Below are 12,476 nucleotides of genomic sequence, written 5' to 3' on the forward strand. Positions count from 1 at the left end.
GCCGTCGTCGCACGCATCCCCTACGGTGTGTCCATGACGCTGCCCCGCGATGTATCCGCACGGCTCGAGGTGCGGGTCGACGACCCCACCGAACTGGAGATGCAGATCACCGTAGCCCGACTGCCCGGCCTCCAGTTGGAAGAAGAACTCGAGGTCGAATTCGACGGACAGTCGGTGACGCCCGAGGAGATCATCGGGCCGCACGGTTCCCGGATCCATCGGCTGCAGCTCGAGCGGGGTCTGCTGACCATCGACTACCGGGCGTCGGTCCTCACGCCCGCCGATCCGCTGCCCGTCGACATCACCGACCGCTCGACGTACCTGCGGCCCAGCAGATATGCCGAGTGCGACAAGTTCTTCGGCTTCGCCGCGGGTCAGTTCGACGCATCGCTGCCCGACGGGGAGATCCTGAACCAGGTCGCCGCATACGTCTCGGACCGCCTCAGCTACATCCCCGGGACTTCCGACCCCATCGACGGCGCCGCCGACACCCTGCTCGCCGGTGCCGGGGTCTGCCGCGACTACGCGCATCTCGTCGTCGCGCTGCTGCGGGCCCTGAACATCCCGGCCCGCCTCGTCGCGGTGTACGCCCCAGGGTGTTCGCCGATGGATTTCCACGCCGTCGCCGAGGCGATCGTCGACGGTGAGTGGGTGGTGGTCGACGCGACCGGGCTCGCCCCACGTCAGAGCCTCGTGCGGATCTCGACCGGCCGCGATGCCGCCGACACCGCGTTCCTCGACAACCATCGCGGGTCGATCAACCTCAACTCCTACGAAGTGACGGCGACGGTGCGCGGCGAGCTTCCGATCGACGACGGGAATGCGCGCGTCCGGATAGGGTGAGCGCGTGCATGCGCTCACCTGTCCGGTCTGCAATGCGTTGTCGGGCTTCGATCGTCAGACCTGCCCGAACTGTGCGACGACCATGGGCGTGCACCTGCCGTCGCGGTCGCTGTACGCGGTCGGCGAGGAGGGGGTCGAGATCGGCGGTGCCCGGTGGGTGTGGTGTGCGAATCGGGATCGGACGCAGTGCAACTGGTTGACCCTCGCCGAGGTCACCGAGGACAGCATCGGCCTGCGGGGTCGGTGTTTCCCCGAGTCGCTGATCCGGCGTCAGCCCGACGCCGAGGACACCATCGCGCTCGAGAAGCTCGCGCCGGCATCGTTCGACCTGCGGCTGCTGGTGTACCAACTCGTCGATCTGGGTCTGCCGGTGGAGCCGTTCTGGCGCACCGAGGGCGGCCTGGCCTTCGACCTGTTGTCGAGTCAGACCCTCGGCCGGCCGGTGATGATCGGGCACGCGGGCGGGGTGGTGACCATCGACCTCGCCGAGACCCAGGACGCCTATCGGGAGCGCCTCCGGGTCGACCTCGGCGAGCAGTACCGCACCATGCTGGGTCACTTCCGCCACGAGACCGGGCACTACTACGAACACGTCCTCGTCGAGACCGGCCCGGGCGCGGAACGCTACCTCGACCGGTGCCGGGACCTGTTCGGCGACGAACGCGCGAGCTACGCCGACGCGATCAACCGCCACTATCGGTTCGGGGCACCGGAGAACTGGCGGGAGTCGTACATCTCCGAGTACGCCACGATGCATCCGTGGGAGGACTTCGCCGAGTGCTTCGCGCACTACCTCCACATCACCGGGACCATCGACACCGCCCGGGAATCCGGGCTGAATCTCGACGCGCAGCAGGTCCGGTTCACCATGGACCGTGACATCGTGCCGCTCCGGTCATACGCCGACGAGCCGATCGAACGGCTCCTATACGACTGGAAATGGTTGTCGCTCATGTTGAATCGGGTGAACGTGGCCATGGGGCGCCGCCCGCTCTATCCGTTCACGATTCCCGAGCCCGTCGTGCGCAAGCTCGGCTTCGTGCACGAGGTGATCCGGGAGTGCGCCCGGCGGGCGGTGACGACGGACCCGCTCGTCGTCGCACCCGCCCAGCCTGCCTAGTGGTGCGTCTCGGAAATAGGCGACTGGTCTCCGGCGCTCGATCGGCGCCTGGCTGCGTTGTCGTCGGTCGAGATAGCTCCGCTATCCCTCCCTCCTCCGCCTTGCCAGACCACCGATCGCTCCACCGGATACCGGCCACCTATTTCCAAGACACACCACTAGCGAGCCGAGGCCGTCCGCGCCCGCTGCTCGGCCACGAACGCGAGAACCGTTGCCACATCGTCGGTGTCGGCGATGCGATAGTCGGCGGCGGTGTCACCTTCACCGACCTTGATGCCGATGTCACCGGTCTGCGGACGCAGGTGGGCGAAGGCCTTCTCGTCGGTCACGTCGTCGCCGAGATAGATGACCGCGTCGGCGCCGACGGCCGCGCGCAGGGTGTCGAGCGCGTGGCCCTTGCTGGTCTCGATCACCGCGAGTTCGAGAACGGCCTTGCCCTCGGTGGTGTGCACCCCCGGCCAGGAGGCCGGGCCGGTGCGGGCGCGATCGAGCGCGGCGACGGCGTCGGACGCCGACGCGTTGCGCACGTGCAGCACCGTGCTCGCCGGTTTGACCTCGACCGAGCTGCCCGGGAATTGCGCTGCAATGGCACGCAACTCGTCGATCAGACGGGTCAACAGCGCGCGCGCTTCGTCGGTGACCTCGACCGCGAACCCGGACTCGAACTCACTGCCGTGACTACCGACCAGCACGACCGGGGCAGTGAGGCCGGACAGTTCCGCGAGCACGGCCCGTTCGCGGCCGGACACCACGGCGACGACGGTGTCGGGAAGTGCCGCGGCGGCCACGAGAGCGTCGATCGACGCGGGCTCGGGGACGGCGTCCTCGGGACGCGCGACGATCGGCGAGACACATCCGTCGTAGTCGCTGGCCACGAGCAGCACCCCCACGCCGGCGGCCCGGACCAGCGCGTCGGTGAGTTCGGCGGGAATCCCGGTGTGGCTCACTCGGGCTCGTCCACCAGATGAACACCCCGGTTGGGCGACAGTTCGGTGTCGGAGTCGGCGCCGAGGGTGCCGAGGAAGCTCTCCGCCCACTTCGCGACGTCGTGGGCAAGGACCTGCCTGCGCAGCGCGCGCATGCGCCGCCTGCCCTCGTGTTCGCTCTGTTCGACCGCGGCCTCGATCGCGTCCTTGACGCCGTCGAGGTCGTACGGGTTGGCCTGGTACGCCGAGCGCAGTTCGGCTGCCGCGCCGGTGAACTCGCTGAGGACGAGCGCGCCGCCCAGGTCACCCCGGCAGGCCACGTACTCCTTGGCGACCAGGTTCATGCCGTCGCGCAGGGGCGTGACCAGCATGACGTCGGCCGCGACGAAGAAGGCGACGAGTTCCTCACGCGGCACCGGACGGTGCAGGTACTGCACCACCGGCTGGCCCACGCTCGCGTAGGTGCCGTTGATGTTCCCGACGAGTTGCTCGATACCGGCGCGCATCTGCTTGTAGCTCTCGACGCGCTCACGGCTGGGCGTCGCGAGCTGCAGCATCACCGTGTCGGCGGGATCGAGTCGCTCCTCGGCCAGCAACTCGGAGATGGCCTTGAGCCGGACGTCGATGCCCTTGGTGTAGTCGAGCCGGTCGACGCCGAGCATGATCGTCTTCGGATTGCCCAGCTCACGGCGGATCTCGGCGGCGCGCTCCCGGATCTTGCGGGTCTTGGACAGTGCGTCGAGCTCCCCGGAGTCGATCGAGATGGGGAACGCGCCGACGCGCACGGTGCGGAATCCGACCTGCACCACGCCGAAGCGCGACCGCACCCCGACGGTGCCCTTGCTGGTGGCCTGCCCGGCGAGGCGTCGGGCGAGGAAGAGGAAGTTCTGTGCCCCACCCGGCAGGTGGAATCCGATGAGGTCGGCGCCGAGCAGTCCTTCGACGATCTCGGTCCGCCACGGCATCTGCATGAACAGCTCGACCGGCGGGAACGGGATGTGCAGGAAGAAGCCGATCTTGACGTCGGGCCGCAGCATGCGCAGCATCTTCGGCACCAGTTGGAGCTGGTAGTCCTGCACCCAGACGACGGCCCCCTCGCCCGCGGCTCGCGAGGCCGCCTCGGCGAAGCGCCGGTTCACCTCGACGTAGGTGTTCCACCACTCGCGGTGGTACTCGGGCTTGACGATGACGTCGTGGTAGAGCGGCCACAGGGTGGCGTTGGAGAAGCCCTCGTAGTACTCGGCGATCTCTTGCGCCGACAGCGGGACCGCGTGGATGTCGATGCCCTCGATGTCGGGGTTGTCATCGGAGTCGGGAATGCCCGACCAGCCGACCCAGGCCCCGGTGTTGGCGCGCAGGATCGGCTCGAGCGCGGTCACGAGTCCGCCGGGACTCTGCTTCCAGTTGACGGTGCCGTCGGGAAGGACCTCTTTGTCGACGGGCAGGCGGTTCGCGACGACCACGAACTCGGCCCCGTCATGGGTGGACCGGTCGGTGCCGGTGACTCCGCCGGTGTCGGGGTTGGTTTCTCCTGCTCGCGGAGCCACCTGCTCAGGCGTTCTCGCCCGGCGCGATCCCCAGCATGGCGAACAGCATCCGGCACTCGTCGGCGTCGGTGGCGTACGCGGCGACGACTCGGCGCGCCGAGTTGGCGGTCTCGTCGGCCACCGGTTCCAGTTCGTCGTCGGTGATGTCGGTCGCGTCGGTGGTCTTCGCGGGCATGTGAGTCCCCTCGTTGTGCGGCATGGTGTGCGGTTCGGTGCGCGATGACGAGGCGCAGCCGTGCGGTGTCTCGGTCCGTTGCTGACTGGAGCGGCCGTCCGATGACACGCCCGACTCCGCATTCTACCCGGACATCGGTGGTGCTCACGGCCACCCGTCCGGCGTCAGCGTCGTGGCGGTGGCGGCCGCCACCGGTTCGCCCGGACCCGGCGTGCGGCCGCGTCGGCCTGCCGCGCCTCACGGGCTTCGCGCAGGGCGATCCGGCGGCGGAGACGCCAGTCCGGACGGGGTGGCAGCTGAGGGCGACGCAGCGACCGGGCGACGAACTCGCCCAGCGTGACCCCCGCAGCGAGGGCGCAGCCGATGGCCAGCGCGTTCGCGATCCAGGTGAATCCGTCGAGCGTCTGGTCGCCGAGGATGCCGTAGAGGCCGCGATACACCGCGAGACCGGGCAGCAGCGGGGTGATGCCGGCCACCGCGACGACCAGCGGCGGGGTCAACGCGCGGCGTGCCAGCAGGCCGCCGATCAGTCCGACGAACGCCGCCGCGAGACCGTTGGCGATGACGTCGCCGATGTCGGTGAACGTCGAGGCCGCCGCGACCGCGGTGCCGATGAAACCGCCGAGGAACGCCACGCCGAGGGCGCGCGTCTCGGCGTAGCTGGCCAGCGCGTAGGCGCAGGCGGCGACCGCGCCGGCGATCACCCGGATCGGCAGTTCGACGACCTCGAAGCTGGTGGTCGTGGTGATCGTGGGCAGGAAGATGCCGCCCGCCTCCAGGATTCGGATCGCGACGCCGACACCGGCGATGATGCCGCCGGTCATCAGCAGCAACTCGAAGAACCGGGCGACACCGGTGATCGGTGCGCCGGTGATCGCGTCCTGGACCGAGCCGACGAGGGACAACCCCGAGAGCAACACGACGATGCCGGCCGCGATGACCTGCGACGGCGCGATCTGCACACCGAGTCGTTCGGCCGCGGCGAAGACCAGGGCGGCCGGGACCACCGCGATGAAACCGCCGGTCAGCTGCTGGAAGAAGACCGGTGTTCCGATGCGGTTGAGCCAGCGGTTGACGGTCACCGTCACCGCGGTCGTCAGGAAGGCGAGCGCGGCGACGAGGTATTCGCCGCCGAGGAGCACCGCGATGCCCGACGCCATGATCCCCCAGGCGGTCGTGGCCAGCCAGTGCGGATAGGGGTGCGGCGCGGTGATGATCTCGTCGACCATCTGGTGCGCGGTGGACGGGCTGATGAACGAATCGCGGATGCGGCGGACGAGCCGGTCGACCTGCGCGAGCCGGGTGAAGTCCATCGACCGGTAGTAGACCTGCTCCATGGTCGTGATCGGCGGGAGCGTCGCGCCGCGCCGCGCGCTGACGACGATCGTGTTGTAGGTGACATCCACGTCGACGTCCTCGAGGCCGTACACGCCGGCGACGAACTTGATCTGCGTCTGGGTGTCGATGGCCCCGGTGCCCGAGTCGAGCAGCACCGCCCCGATCTTCGTGGCGAGATCGAGGACCTCGGTGATCGCCGCGACGTCGAACGGTTCGATCGGCTTACGCGGCGACACCATGATGCTGCCCGGTTCGATGGTGTCGATCGTCGCCTGCCGGCTGCCGCTGAGCCGACGCAGGACACGGCCGATCTGTTCGCGCACGCAGGCCTCCTCGGGTCGATGGTGGAGTGCTCGCGGGGTAACCGACACCCGGCCGGTTCAACCCTGACAGGAGACTGGATACACCTCGTCCGTCCGGACGACTCCGGCAGGGTCGGCGGAGGAGCCGGGAGCGGCGGTGAGCGGCGGTGACCGGGGTGACGACGGCGACCACTCGTCTACGATCGCGGCATGTCCACGGTGCAGATCAACGGTCCGCGAGACGGCCACACCCGCAGTGCCACGGTGAGTCCCGGGAGTCTCGTCTTCACCGCCGGTGCGGCCCCCATCGACGACGACGGCGCCACCGTCGCACCCGGGAACGTCCGCGAACAGGCCGTGCAGTGCATGAAGAACCTCGAGGCCGCGCTGATCGAGTCCGGCGCGACGCTGCGTGACGTCGCGAAGGTCACCGTCTTCGTCGCCGAACACCTGCAGGCCGATCTGGTGGTCGCGTGGGACGCGGTGACCGAGGCCTTCGGCGACCACAAGCCGGCCGGCAGCCTGCTGGGCGTCTCGGTCCTCGCCTACGACGATCAGCTGGTGGAGATCGAAGCGGTCGCGGCCATCCGGGGCTGATCGGTGGCCCGGCCGGTCCGCCGGGTGCCGATGAAGCGGGAGCGGTCCGGCGGATATACTCGCCCCGCGCGCCTCCTTAGCTCAGTGGTAGAGCACTCGCCTTGTAAGCGAGCGGTCGACGGATCGATCCCGTCAGGGGGCTCGACGAGGCCCCGCCTTCAGGACCGAAGGCGGGGCCTTCGCCTGTCGTGAGCCACTCGAACCGGATGCCGAGCACGCGGCTGATGGTGTCCAGCTCGTCGACCTCGAAGGCGACGGTGCCGGTCATGCGGCGGGCGAGCTTCGACTGGGTGACGCCGAGAGCCTCGGCGAGCCGGACGGCCGGCACCTGCTCCTCGGCGAGGAAGCCGCGGAGACGACGAGCGATCTGCTGTGAGCGCGGTTCGGTGGCGCGCAGTTCGTGGATCGATGCGGTGGTCATGCCGATCACAATAAGTCGCTAATCGGGTAAACGCAACGTCAGCAGACATTTTTCTCTATCGAATCCGGAATGTCGCGCTTGTCACGTAGTCGCTCAGCGACTAGACATGCACTCATGCCCCAGTTAATCGCTCAGCGACTAATCGCCAGTCGCGTCCGAGACCTGATGAAGGACTCGGGCATCACACAGCAGCAGGCGGCCGACGCCCTGTTCATGTCGCAGTCCGCGTTCTCTCGCCGCTACCTCGGTCGCGTCGAGTTCCGGGCATCGGAGCTACAGACGCTCGCGACGCTGCTCGACGTCACCGTGGCCGACCTCGTCGCGGATCAAGGCCAGGTGTCCGCATGAGCGCCGACCTGATGCCCTTCGAGTACGAGGGCCGCGCCGTGCGGACGGTCGTCATCGACGGCGATCCGTGGTTCGTCGCAGCGGACGTCGCGCAGATCCTCCGCTACCGCATGGCCTCGGACATGACCCGACGCCTCGACGACGACGACCGGGGTACGCGCTCAGTGCGTACCCCGTCGGGTGACCAAGACATGACGATCATCAACGAGCCGGGTCTATACCAGGCAGTCCTCGGCGCGAAGTCCAACGAGGCTCGCGACTTCAAGCGGTGGGTCACCCACACTGTGCTCCCCGAGATCCGCAAGACCGGATCGTTCAACACCCAGCCCGCACTCCCGGACCGCCGCGCACTGGCACAGATGGTCATCGAGGCCGAGGACCGCGCCGACCGTGAGCACGCCGCTCGCGTCGAAGCGGAGTCCCAGGCGATCGCGCTCGCCGCCCCCGCGTCAGCGTGGAAGAACATGGCAAGCAGCCAGGGCGACTACATGGTCCGCGACGCCGCCAAGGTGCTCAGCCGCGACCCGTCGATCGAGATCGGCCAGCAGCGCCTCTTCAAGTTCATGCAGGGCGAGGGCTGGATCTTCCGGGAGAACGGCTCGTGGAAGCCATATCAGACCCAGGTCCAGACCGGGCGGCTCGCGGAGAAGCTGAACCGGCCCTACCTCAACGAGCACACCGGCGAGTACGAAGTCCCGGCACCGTCGATCCGCATCACCCCGAAGGGCCTCGCCGAGCTGCACAAACGCCTCGGCGGCACCTCCTCCATCTCGGTCGCTTCGGCCGTCTGACTTCCCTCGCGTCCTGGTGGGGGAAGCCGGACGCGAGGGATTCATCCAGCACATCCAGTGAAGGGAATCCACACCATGCTCGACTATCTGTTCAGCATTCCGGGGGTCTTGTACCTCACGGGTGCCGGCGTCGTCACCGGCGTCATCATCCTCGGCGGCCTGATCGCGGACGCCTTCTCGCGTGACCGGATCGAGTACCTCGCGGTCGACCGCGGCGAGATCGAGGTTGTCGAGGTGTCGCGATGAGCGGCGTCGACTTCGACGCGGCGTCCACTGTCCGCCCCATCACCACCGCCCAGTCCGTCCGTGACTCCGACGAGGCTTTCGGCCGCGCCTGGCGTGACCTGGTCCACGCCGTCTACGAGATCAACGGCATGGTCACGCACCACACCTGGCAGCAGGTGGACGCCGAGTACCACGGCGTCGTCATCCAGTGCATCCCCGGTCAGCCCGGTCAGATCAGGGAGCGCGGCACCGATCCGCTCGAGGTCATCGACCGGGCGCGTGACCGCCTCAATCGTGAGGAGTGGGACCAGTGACCCCGGACTACGAGCCGGGCGAGGGTCCGGTCCGCGGGGTCGTCATCTCCCTCCTGGCCGAGATCGCCATCGTCGCAGCGCTGTTCATCCTCGCGGCCCTGCTGGTGGTGATCGCATGACCGCCCACCTGCTCCAGACCGAGATCGACATCTACAACACCGCGCTCGACTTCATCGACGAGGTGCGCGACGTCGTCGATGCGACGTACATGCACCGGATCATCATGCATCGCTTCGGAACTCAGCCCGAGGTCATGGCACAGATCATGATGTGCCTCGCCGTCTGGTCGAGCGAGGTCGACGTGAACGAGCTGGACTCCATCAGCTCGCGGCGTGCGATGGACCGAGCCCGCGACCGGATGCGCGGCGACCGAATCACAGTCAGGACGAACCCATGAACCGCACCATCGAATCCCTGATCGCCCAGAAGCGCCTCTGCCGTGGCGACGCCTGCCAGCGTCCGCGCTGCAAGCGGTGCCGTCGAGGCCGGACCGTCACGCTGCGTCGACATTCGGAAGGTCGATCATGAGCGACACACTCGGCGGCATTCCGATCGCCAACGACGGCGGGCATCCACTCGCGGGGCAGGTCCGCCAGCACGAGGCCCGCGTCACCGATCGTCAGATCCTCGAGGCTCGCCAGGTCTACGCCCGTTGGCATCTCGGCGAGATCGTCCATCCCGACGAGCTGGCCCGGCACCTCGGCCGGATGCTGGCCGCAGTTGAGGAGGGGCGGCGATGAAGAAGATGCCCATGTCGGCCTGGATTTACTGGCCCGTCAACGCCTTGAACTTCGGCATCGTCGTGTGGAACCTGGTGCTGTTCGTGCTCTACCGCGACCCGATTTCGATGATCGGATTCGTCAATCTCGCGTTCATGGCCGGTTACATCATCGCGTTCCGGCCAGTGCGGAGCGTAAGTGAAGCCATCGCCGCCGAATACAGATCGGAGGAGTGGCGATGGCGATGACCCCGCGATCACACGACCTCCGCACCCAAGCCGACCGCGAGGCGTACGAGGACTACTGCGAAGACCTCGCCGAACGCCGCGCCAACGACTTCGTCCCGGTCGATGACTTCGACCCGATTCCCTGGTAGGACACCATGACCCAGACCCCACCCGACGCCGACGGCATGTACGCCGACGTCCCCGAAGCTGTCTACCACGGCGATCCCGGCTCGCTGTCGTCGTCGCAGGCGCGCACCATTCTGAAACCGGGCGGGCCCGCGCTGCTGAAGTACGCGCCCCGAAAAGAGAAGAAGGAGTGGGACTACGGCCACGTCGCCCACGAACTGATCCTCGGCAAGGGGCAGGGCATCGCCGTCGTCGACGCGCCCGACTGGCGCACCAAGGCCGCGAAGGAGCAGGCCGACACCGCGCGATCCGCCGGCCAGGTGCCGATCCTGCGCAAGGACTTCGACCGCGCCGAGAAGCTGCGAGACGCCGTGTTGGCACACCCGCTAGCCGCGGTGCTGTTCGAGTCCGGCACGCCCGAGCAGTCGATCTACGCCCACGACGAGGAGACCGGCGTCCGCCTGCGGTGCCGACCCGACTGGCACACCGGCACAACGTTTGTCGACCTCAAGACGACGAGGGACGCCGCCCGGTTCGAGAAGTCGATCGCCGAGTACGGATACCACCAGCAGGAGGCGTTCTACCGCGACGTCGCCGAGCGGGCCGGCATCGAGATCGGGGCCTTCTTCTTCGTCGCCGTCGAGGCCGAGGCCCCGTATCTGACGACCATCGTCGAGCTGACGCCCGCTGACGTCGACCTCGGCCGCCGATTGAACCGGGCCGCGATCGACCTCTACGCGCACTGCCACCGAACCGACACCTGGCCCGGACTGCCCGAGCAGGTCCGGACCGTCACCCTTCCCGACTGGGCTCGCGCCAACGCTGACGCCGCGGTTGACCGCGCCCACAACACGATCGGAGTACCCGCATGACCAGTAACGAAATCGCCCACCAGAACGATGCAGCCAACCTGTCGGTTCTTCCCGCCCAACGACCCTCTGTCCCCGCCGCCATCGGCCAGCTCATGCAGCACGCCGACGCGATGGGCGCGGCGAAGCAGTTGGCCGACGCCATGTGTTCATCCGAGTTGGTCCCCGCCATCTACCGCGGCAAGCCCGCCAACGGCGCCGCAGCGATCCTTTACGGAGCTGAGATCGGGCTCAACCCGATTCAGTCACTCCAACAGATCTTCGTCGTCCACGGCCAGCCCTCCATCTACGCGCGGACGATGGTCGCCCTGGTGAAGTCGCACGGCTACGCCATCCAGACCGTCGAGTCGACGGACGTGTCCGTCACGGTCCGCGGCGGCGACCCGCGGACCGGCGAGACCGAAGAGTCGACGTGGACCTACGAGCGGGCCCGCCGCGCCGGCTACACCTCCAACAAGAAGTACGAGACCGACCCCCAGGCGATGCTCTACGCCAAGGCGGCGACCGAGGTGTGCCGCAAGGTCGCACCCCACATCCTCCTTGGAATCGCTTACAGCCGAGAGGAACTGGAACTAGAGCAACCGCGGTTCGTCCGCAACGAGGCGCAGGCCACCACGCCCGACGATCTGCGGAAGCGTCTCGGCGCCCCGGCCACGCAGGTGCAGGCCGACGAGAGTGTCGGTGCCACCGACGAACCCGAGGCGCGGCCCATCACCGAACCGCAGCTGAAGAAACTCCACGCCATGCTCGGCGAGGCCGGCCTCGGCAACGACCGCGACCAGGCGCTCGCCTACCTCTCCGAGGTGGTCGGCCGCGAGATCACGTCGTCGAAGGAGTTGTCGGTCGACGAGGCGTCGCGGGTGTTCGACGACCTCGACAATGGTGGCCGGTCGTGAATCTCCGCATCGTCACCGAGATTCCGCCCTCGACGACCCGCGAGTACGAGGTCGTTCACATGGCGGCGAACACGGGCCGCGCGCAGATCCGGGCGTCGGGACGCGAGCCCTGGATCTGGTATGTGGGCTGGCCGACGTTGCGGCTGTTTGAAATTGACGCCAAGGCTGCGCTGATCTCGCCGTACTACCCGGAGTCGATTGGGGCGACCCGTGAGACGACGATCGGCCAGCTCGCTCAGATGGTGTGCGCGCAGCATGTCGAGCGCGTCATCGCCAACAACACGAGCACCGCCGATCTGTCCGACCCCAACCACCCCGACCTCTTCCGGAAGGACCCGACGCAATGATCGTGCATGAAGCCCCGGAACGCTACCGCGGCACCATCGAGGTGTACGTCGCGTCGAAGCCTGATGTGGAGTGGCCGCATCGTGGCGAGACCGAGTGGCGTTGGCGGTGCAAGTCCCGCAACGGTCAGGTCCTCGGTCATGGTGAAGGCTATCGGCGGAAGGCTGGGGCTCTCAACGCCATCGACGCCCAGTACTCGGTCGTCTTGAGTGAGGCTGGGATGTACACCGGTCATCGGCTGTTGCCGCTCGTCGTTCCGTGGAGGTTGGTTATCGTCGACCGCCACCATGACACCACCACCGGGGCGGTGTACTGACCTTGAGCGAGCCCTACTACTCCGATGACCT

General features: G+C 67.9%; 20 protein-coding genes and 1 tRNA gene. 17 read left to right on the plus strand and 4 right to left on the minus strand.

Annotated features, from left to right (window positions below):
• The first annotated feature begins 33 nt into the window (after positions 1–33).
• The gene (locus LEL84_RS18475; protein WP_065631517.1) at positions 34–843 is read left to right on the plus strand and encodes a transglutaminase-like domain-containing protein; all 810 of its coding nucleotides are present in this window, start codon (positions 34–36) and stop codon (positions 841–843) included.
• Between the two features lie 4 nt (positions 844–847).
• Positions 848–1,963, plus strand: coding sequence for a putative zinc-binding metallopeptidase (locus LEL84_RS18480; protein WP_226512412.1), 1,116 nt, complete (start codon positions 848–850; stop codon positions 1,961–1,963).
• A gap of 158 nt (positions 1,964–2,121) precedes the next feature.
• Here the strand turns inward: LEL84_RS18480 and otsB are convergent, their stop codons facing one another.
• The 4 genes from otsB to LEL84_RS18500 all read right to left on the minus strand — a co-directional run bounded on the left by otsB (position 2,122) and on the right by LEL84_RS18500 (position 6,272).
• The gene (gene otsB / locus LEL84_RS18485) at positions 2,122–2,910 is read right to left on the minus strand and encodes a trehalose-phosphatase (RefSeq protein WP_226512413.1); all 789 of its coding nucleotides are present in this window, start codon (positions 2,908–2,910) and stop codon (positions 2,122–2,124) included.
• Positions 2,907–4,436 carry a trehalose-6-phosphate synthase gene (locus tag LEL84_RS18490; RefSeq protein WP_319005245.1) on the minus strand — a complete coding sequence of 510 codons (1,530 nt, stop codon included), beginning with the start codon at positions 4,434–4,436 and terminating at the stop codon, positions 2,907–2,909. Before LEL84_RS18490 ends, otsB begins: the two co-directional genes overlap by 4 nt.
• Before the next feature lie 4 nt (positions 4,437–4,440).
• Positions 4,441–4,611: a hypothetical protein gene (locus LEL84_RS18495; protein WP_165630609.1), complete on the minus strand. Its 171-nt coding sequence runs from the start codon at positions 4,609–4,611 to the stop codon at positions 4,441–4,443.
• Between the two features lie 164 nt (positions 4,612–4,775).
• Positions 4,776–6,272 carry a threonine/serine ThrE exporter family protein gene (locus LEL84_RS18500; RefSeq protein WP_226512414.1) on the minus strand — a complete coding sequence of 499 codons (1,497 nt, stop codon included), beginning with the start codon at positions 6,270–6,272 and terminating at the stop codon, positions 4,776–4,778.
• 189 nt (positions 6,273–6,461) lie between these two features.
• On the opposite strand from LEL84_RS18500, the gene LEL84_RS18505 reads away from it, so the two are divergent.
• The 15 genes from LEL84_RS18505 (at position 6,462) to LEL84_RS18565 (ending at position 12,445) form a co-directional block, all read left to right on the plus strand.
• Positions 6,462–6,848, plus strand: a complete 387-nt coding sequence (locus tag LEL84_RS18505) for a RidA family protein (protein ID WP_226512415.1) — start codon at positions 6,462–6,464, stop codon at positions 6,846–6,848.
• 70 nt (positions 6,849–6,918) lie between these two features.
• Positions 6,919–6,990: transfer RNA gene (locus LEL84_RS18510), tRNA-Thr, on the plus strand.
• Positions 6,991–7,434: 444 nt separating this feature from the next.
• Positions 7,435–7,617 carry a helix-turn-helix domain-containing protein gene (locus tag LEL84_RS18515; RefSeq protein WP_413466876.1) on the plus strand — a complete coding sequence of 61 codons (183 nt, stop codon included), beginning with the start codon at positions 7,435–7,437 and terminating at the stop codon, positions 7,615–7,617.
• Positions 7,614–8,408: a phage antirepressor gene (locus tag LEL84_RS18520; RefSeq protein WP_226512417.1), complete on the plus strand. Its 795-nt coding sequence runs from the start codon at positions 7,614–7,616 to the stop codon at positions 8,406–8,408. Before LEL84_RS18515 ends, LEL84_RS18520 begins: the two co-directional genes overlap by 4 nt.
• Positions 8,409–8,483: 75 nt before the next feature.
• Positions 8,484–8,654, plus strand: coding sequence for a hypothetical protein (locus LEL84_RS18525; RefSeq protein WP_226512418.1), 171 nt, complete (start codon positions 8,484–8,486; stop codon positions 8,652–8,654).
• Positions 8,651–8,947: a hypothetical protein gene (locus LEL84_RS18530; RefSeq protein ID WP_226512419.1), complete on the plus strand. Its 297-nt coding sequence runs from the start codon at positions 8,651–8,653 to the stop codon at positions 8,945–8,947. The genes LEL84_RS18525 and LEL84_RS18530 overlap by 4 nt, the downstream gene beginning before the upstream one ends.
• Positions 8,944–9,066: a hypothetical protein gene (locus LEL84_RS24770; protein ID WP_264186681.1), complete on the plus strand. Its 123-nt coding sequence runs from the start codon at positions 8,944–8,946 to the stop codon at positions 9,064–9,066. Before LEL84_RS18530 ends, LEL84_RS24770 begins: the two co-directional genes overlap by 4 nt.
• Complete coding sequence (locus LEL84_RS18535) at positions 9,063–9,344, plus strand: hypothetical protein (RefSeq protein ID WP_226512420.1); 282 nt, start codon at positions 9,063–9,065, stop codon at positions 9,342–9,344. Before LEL84_RS24770 ends, LEL84_RS18535 begins: the two co-directional genes overlap by 4 nt.
• Positions 9,345–9,471: 127 nt before the next feature.
• Positions 9,472–9,687: a hypothetical protein gene (locus tag LEL84_RS18540; RefSeq protein WP_226512421.1), complete on the plus strand. Its 216-nt coding sequence runs from the start codon at positions 9,472–9,474 to the stop codon at positions 9,685–9,687.
• Positions 9,684–9,914, plus strand: a complete 231-nt coding sequence (locus LEL84_RS18545; RefSeq protein WP_226512422.1) for a hypothetical protein — start codon at positions 9,684–9,686, stop codon at positions 9,912–9,914. The genes LEL84_RS18540 and LEL84_RS18545 overlap by 4 nt, the downstream gene beginning before the upstream one ends.
• A complete protein-coding gene (locus tag LEL84_RS24775; RefSeq protein WP_264186682.1) occupies positions 9,911–10,042 on the plus strand; it encodes a hypothetical protein in 132 nt (43 codons plus the stop codon). The genes LEL84_RS18545 and LEL84_RS24775 overlap by 4 nt, the downstream gene beginning before the upstream one ends.
• 6 nt (positions 10,043–10,048) lie before the next feature.
• Positions 10,049–10,891 carry a PD-(D/E)XK nuclease-like domain-containing protein gene (locus tag LEL84_RS18550; protein WP_226512423.1) on the plus strand — a complete coding sequence of 281 codons (843 nt, stop codon included), beginning with the start codon at positions 10,049–10,051 and terminating at the stop codon, positions 10,889–10,891.
• Positions 10,888–11,784 carry a hypothetical protein gene (locus LEL84_RS18555; RefSeq protein ID WP_226512424.1) on the plus strand — a complete coding sequence of 299 codons (897 nt, stop codon included), beginning with the start codon at positions 10,888–10,890 and terminating at the stop codon, positions 11,782–11,784. The genes LEL84_RS18550 and LEL84_RS18555 overlap by 4 nt, the downstream gene beginning before the upstream one ends.
• The gene (locus LEL84_RS18560; RefSeq protein WP_226512425.1) at positions 11,781–12,131 is read left to right on the plus strand and encodes a hypothetical protein; all 351 of its coding nucleotides are present in this window, start codon (positions 11,781–11,783) and stop codon (positions 12,129–12,131) included. The genes LEL84_RS18555 and LEL84_RS18560 overlap by 4 nt, the downstream gene beginning before the upstream one ends.
• Entirely contained in the window at positions 12,128–12,445 is a 318-nt protein-coding gene (locus LEL84_RS18565) for a YegP family protein (protein WP_226512426.1), read from the plus strand. Before LEL84_RS18560 ends, LEL84_RS18565 begins: the two co-directional genes overlap by 4 nt.
• The last annotated feature ends 31 nt before the right edge of the window (positions 12,446–12,476 follow it).

It is taken from the genome of Gordonia sp. WA4-43, assembly GCF_020520305.1.
In the GTDB taxonomy this organism is placed as follows: domain Bacteria; phylum Actinomycetota; class Actinomycetes; order Mycobacteriales; family Mycobacteriaceae; genus Gordonia; species Gordonia hongkongensis.

Excerpts from the sequence above, each read along its gene's own strand:
- LEL84_RS18530 (WP_226512419.1), top strand. The coding sequence starts at position 8,651 with ATGAGCGGCGTCGACTTCGACGCGGCGTCCACTGTCCGCCCCATCACC.
- LEL84_RS18515 (WP_413466876.1), top strand. The coding sequence starts at position 7,435 with ATGAAGGACTCGGGCATCACACAGCAGCAGGCGGCCGACGCCCTGTTC.
- LEL84_RS18550 (WP_226512423.1), top strand. The coding sequence starts at position 10,049 with ATGACCCAGACCCCACCCGACGCCGACGGCATGTACGCCGACGTCCCC.
- LEL84_RS18520 (WP_226512417.1), top strand. The coding sequence starts at position 7,614 with ATGAGCGCCGACCTGATGCCCTTCGAGTACGAGGGCCGCGCCGTGCGG.
- LEL84_RS18565 (WP_226512426.1), top strand. The coding sequence starts at position 12,128 with ATGATCGTGCATGAAGCCCCGGAACGCTACCGCGGCACCATCGAGGTG.
- LEL84_RS18475 (WP_065631517.1), top strand. The coding sequence starts at position 34 with ATGACGCTGCCCCGCGATGTATCCGCACGGCTCGAGGTGCGGGTCGAC.
- LEL84_RS18525 (WP_226512418.1), top strand. The coding sequence starts at position 8,484 with ATGCTCGACTATCTGTTCAGCATTCCGGGGGTCTTGTACCTCACGGGT.
- LEL84_RS18555 (WP_226512424.1), top strand. The coding sequence starts at position 10,888 with ATGACCAGTAACGAAATCGCCCACCAGAACGATGCAGCCAACCTGTCG.
- LEL84_RS18540 (WP_226512421.1), top strand. The coding sequence starts at position 9,472 with ATGAGCGACACACTCGGCGGCATTCCGATCGCCAACGACGGCGGGCAT.
- LEL84_RS24775 (WP_264186682.1), top strand. The coding sequence starts at position 9,911 with ATGACCCCGCGATCACACGACCTCCGCACCCAAGCCGACCGCGAGGCG.
- LEL84_RS18495 (WP_165630609.1), bottom strand. The coding sequence starts at position 4,611 with ATGCCCGCGAAGACCACCGACGCGACCGACATCACCGACGACGAACTG.
- LEL84_RS18535 (WP_226512420.1), top strand. The coding sequence starts at position 9,063 with ATGACCGCCCACCTGCTCCAGACCGAGATCGACATCTACAACACCGCG.
- LEL84_RS18545 (WP_226512422.1), top strand. The coding sequence starts at position 9,684 with ATGAAGAAGATGCCCATGTCGGCCTGGATTTACTGGCCCGTCAACGCC.
- LEL84_RS18505 (WP_226512415.1), top strand. The coding sequence starts at position 6,462 with ATGTCCACGGTGCAGATCAACGGTCCGCGAGACGGCCACACCCGCAGT.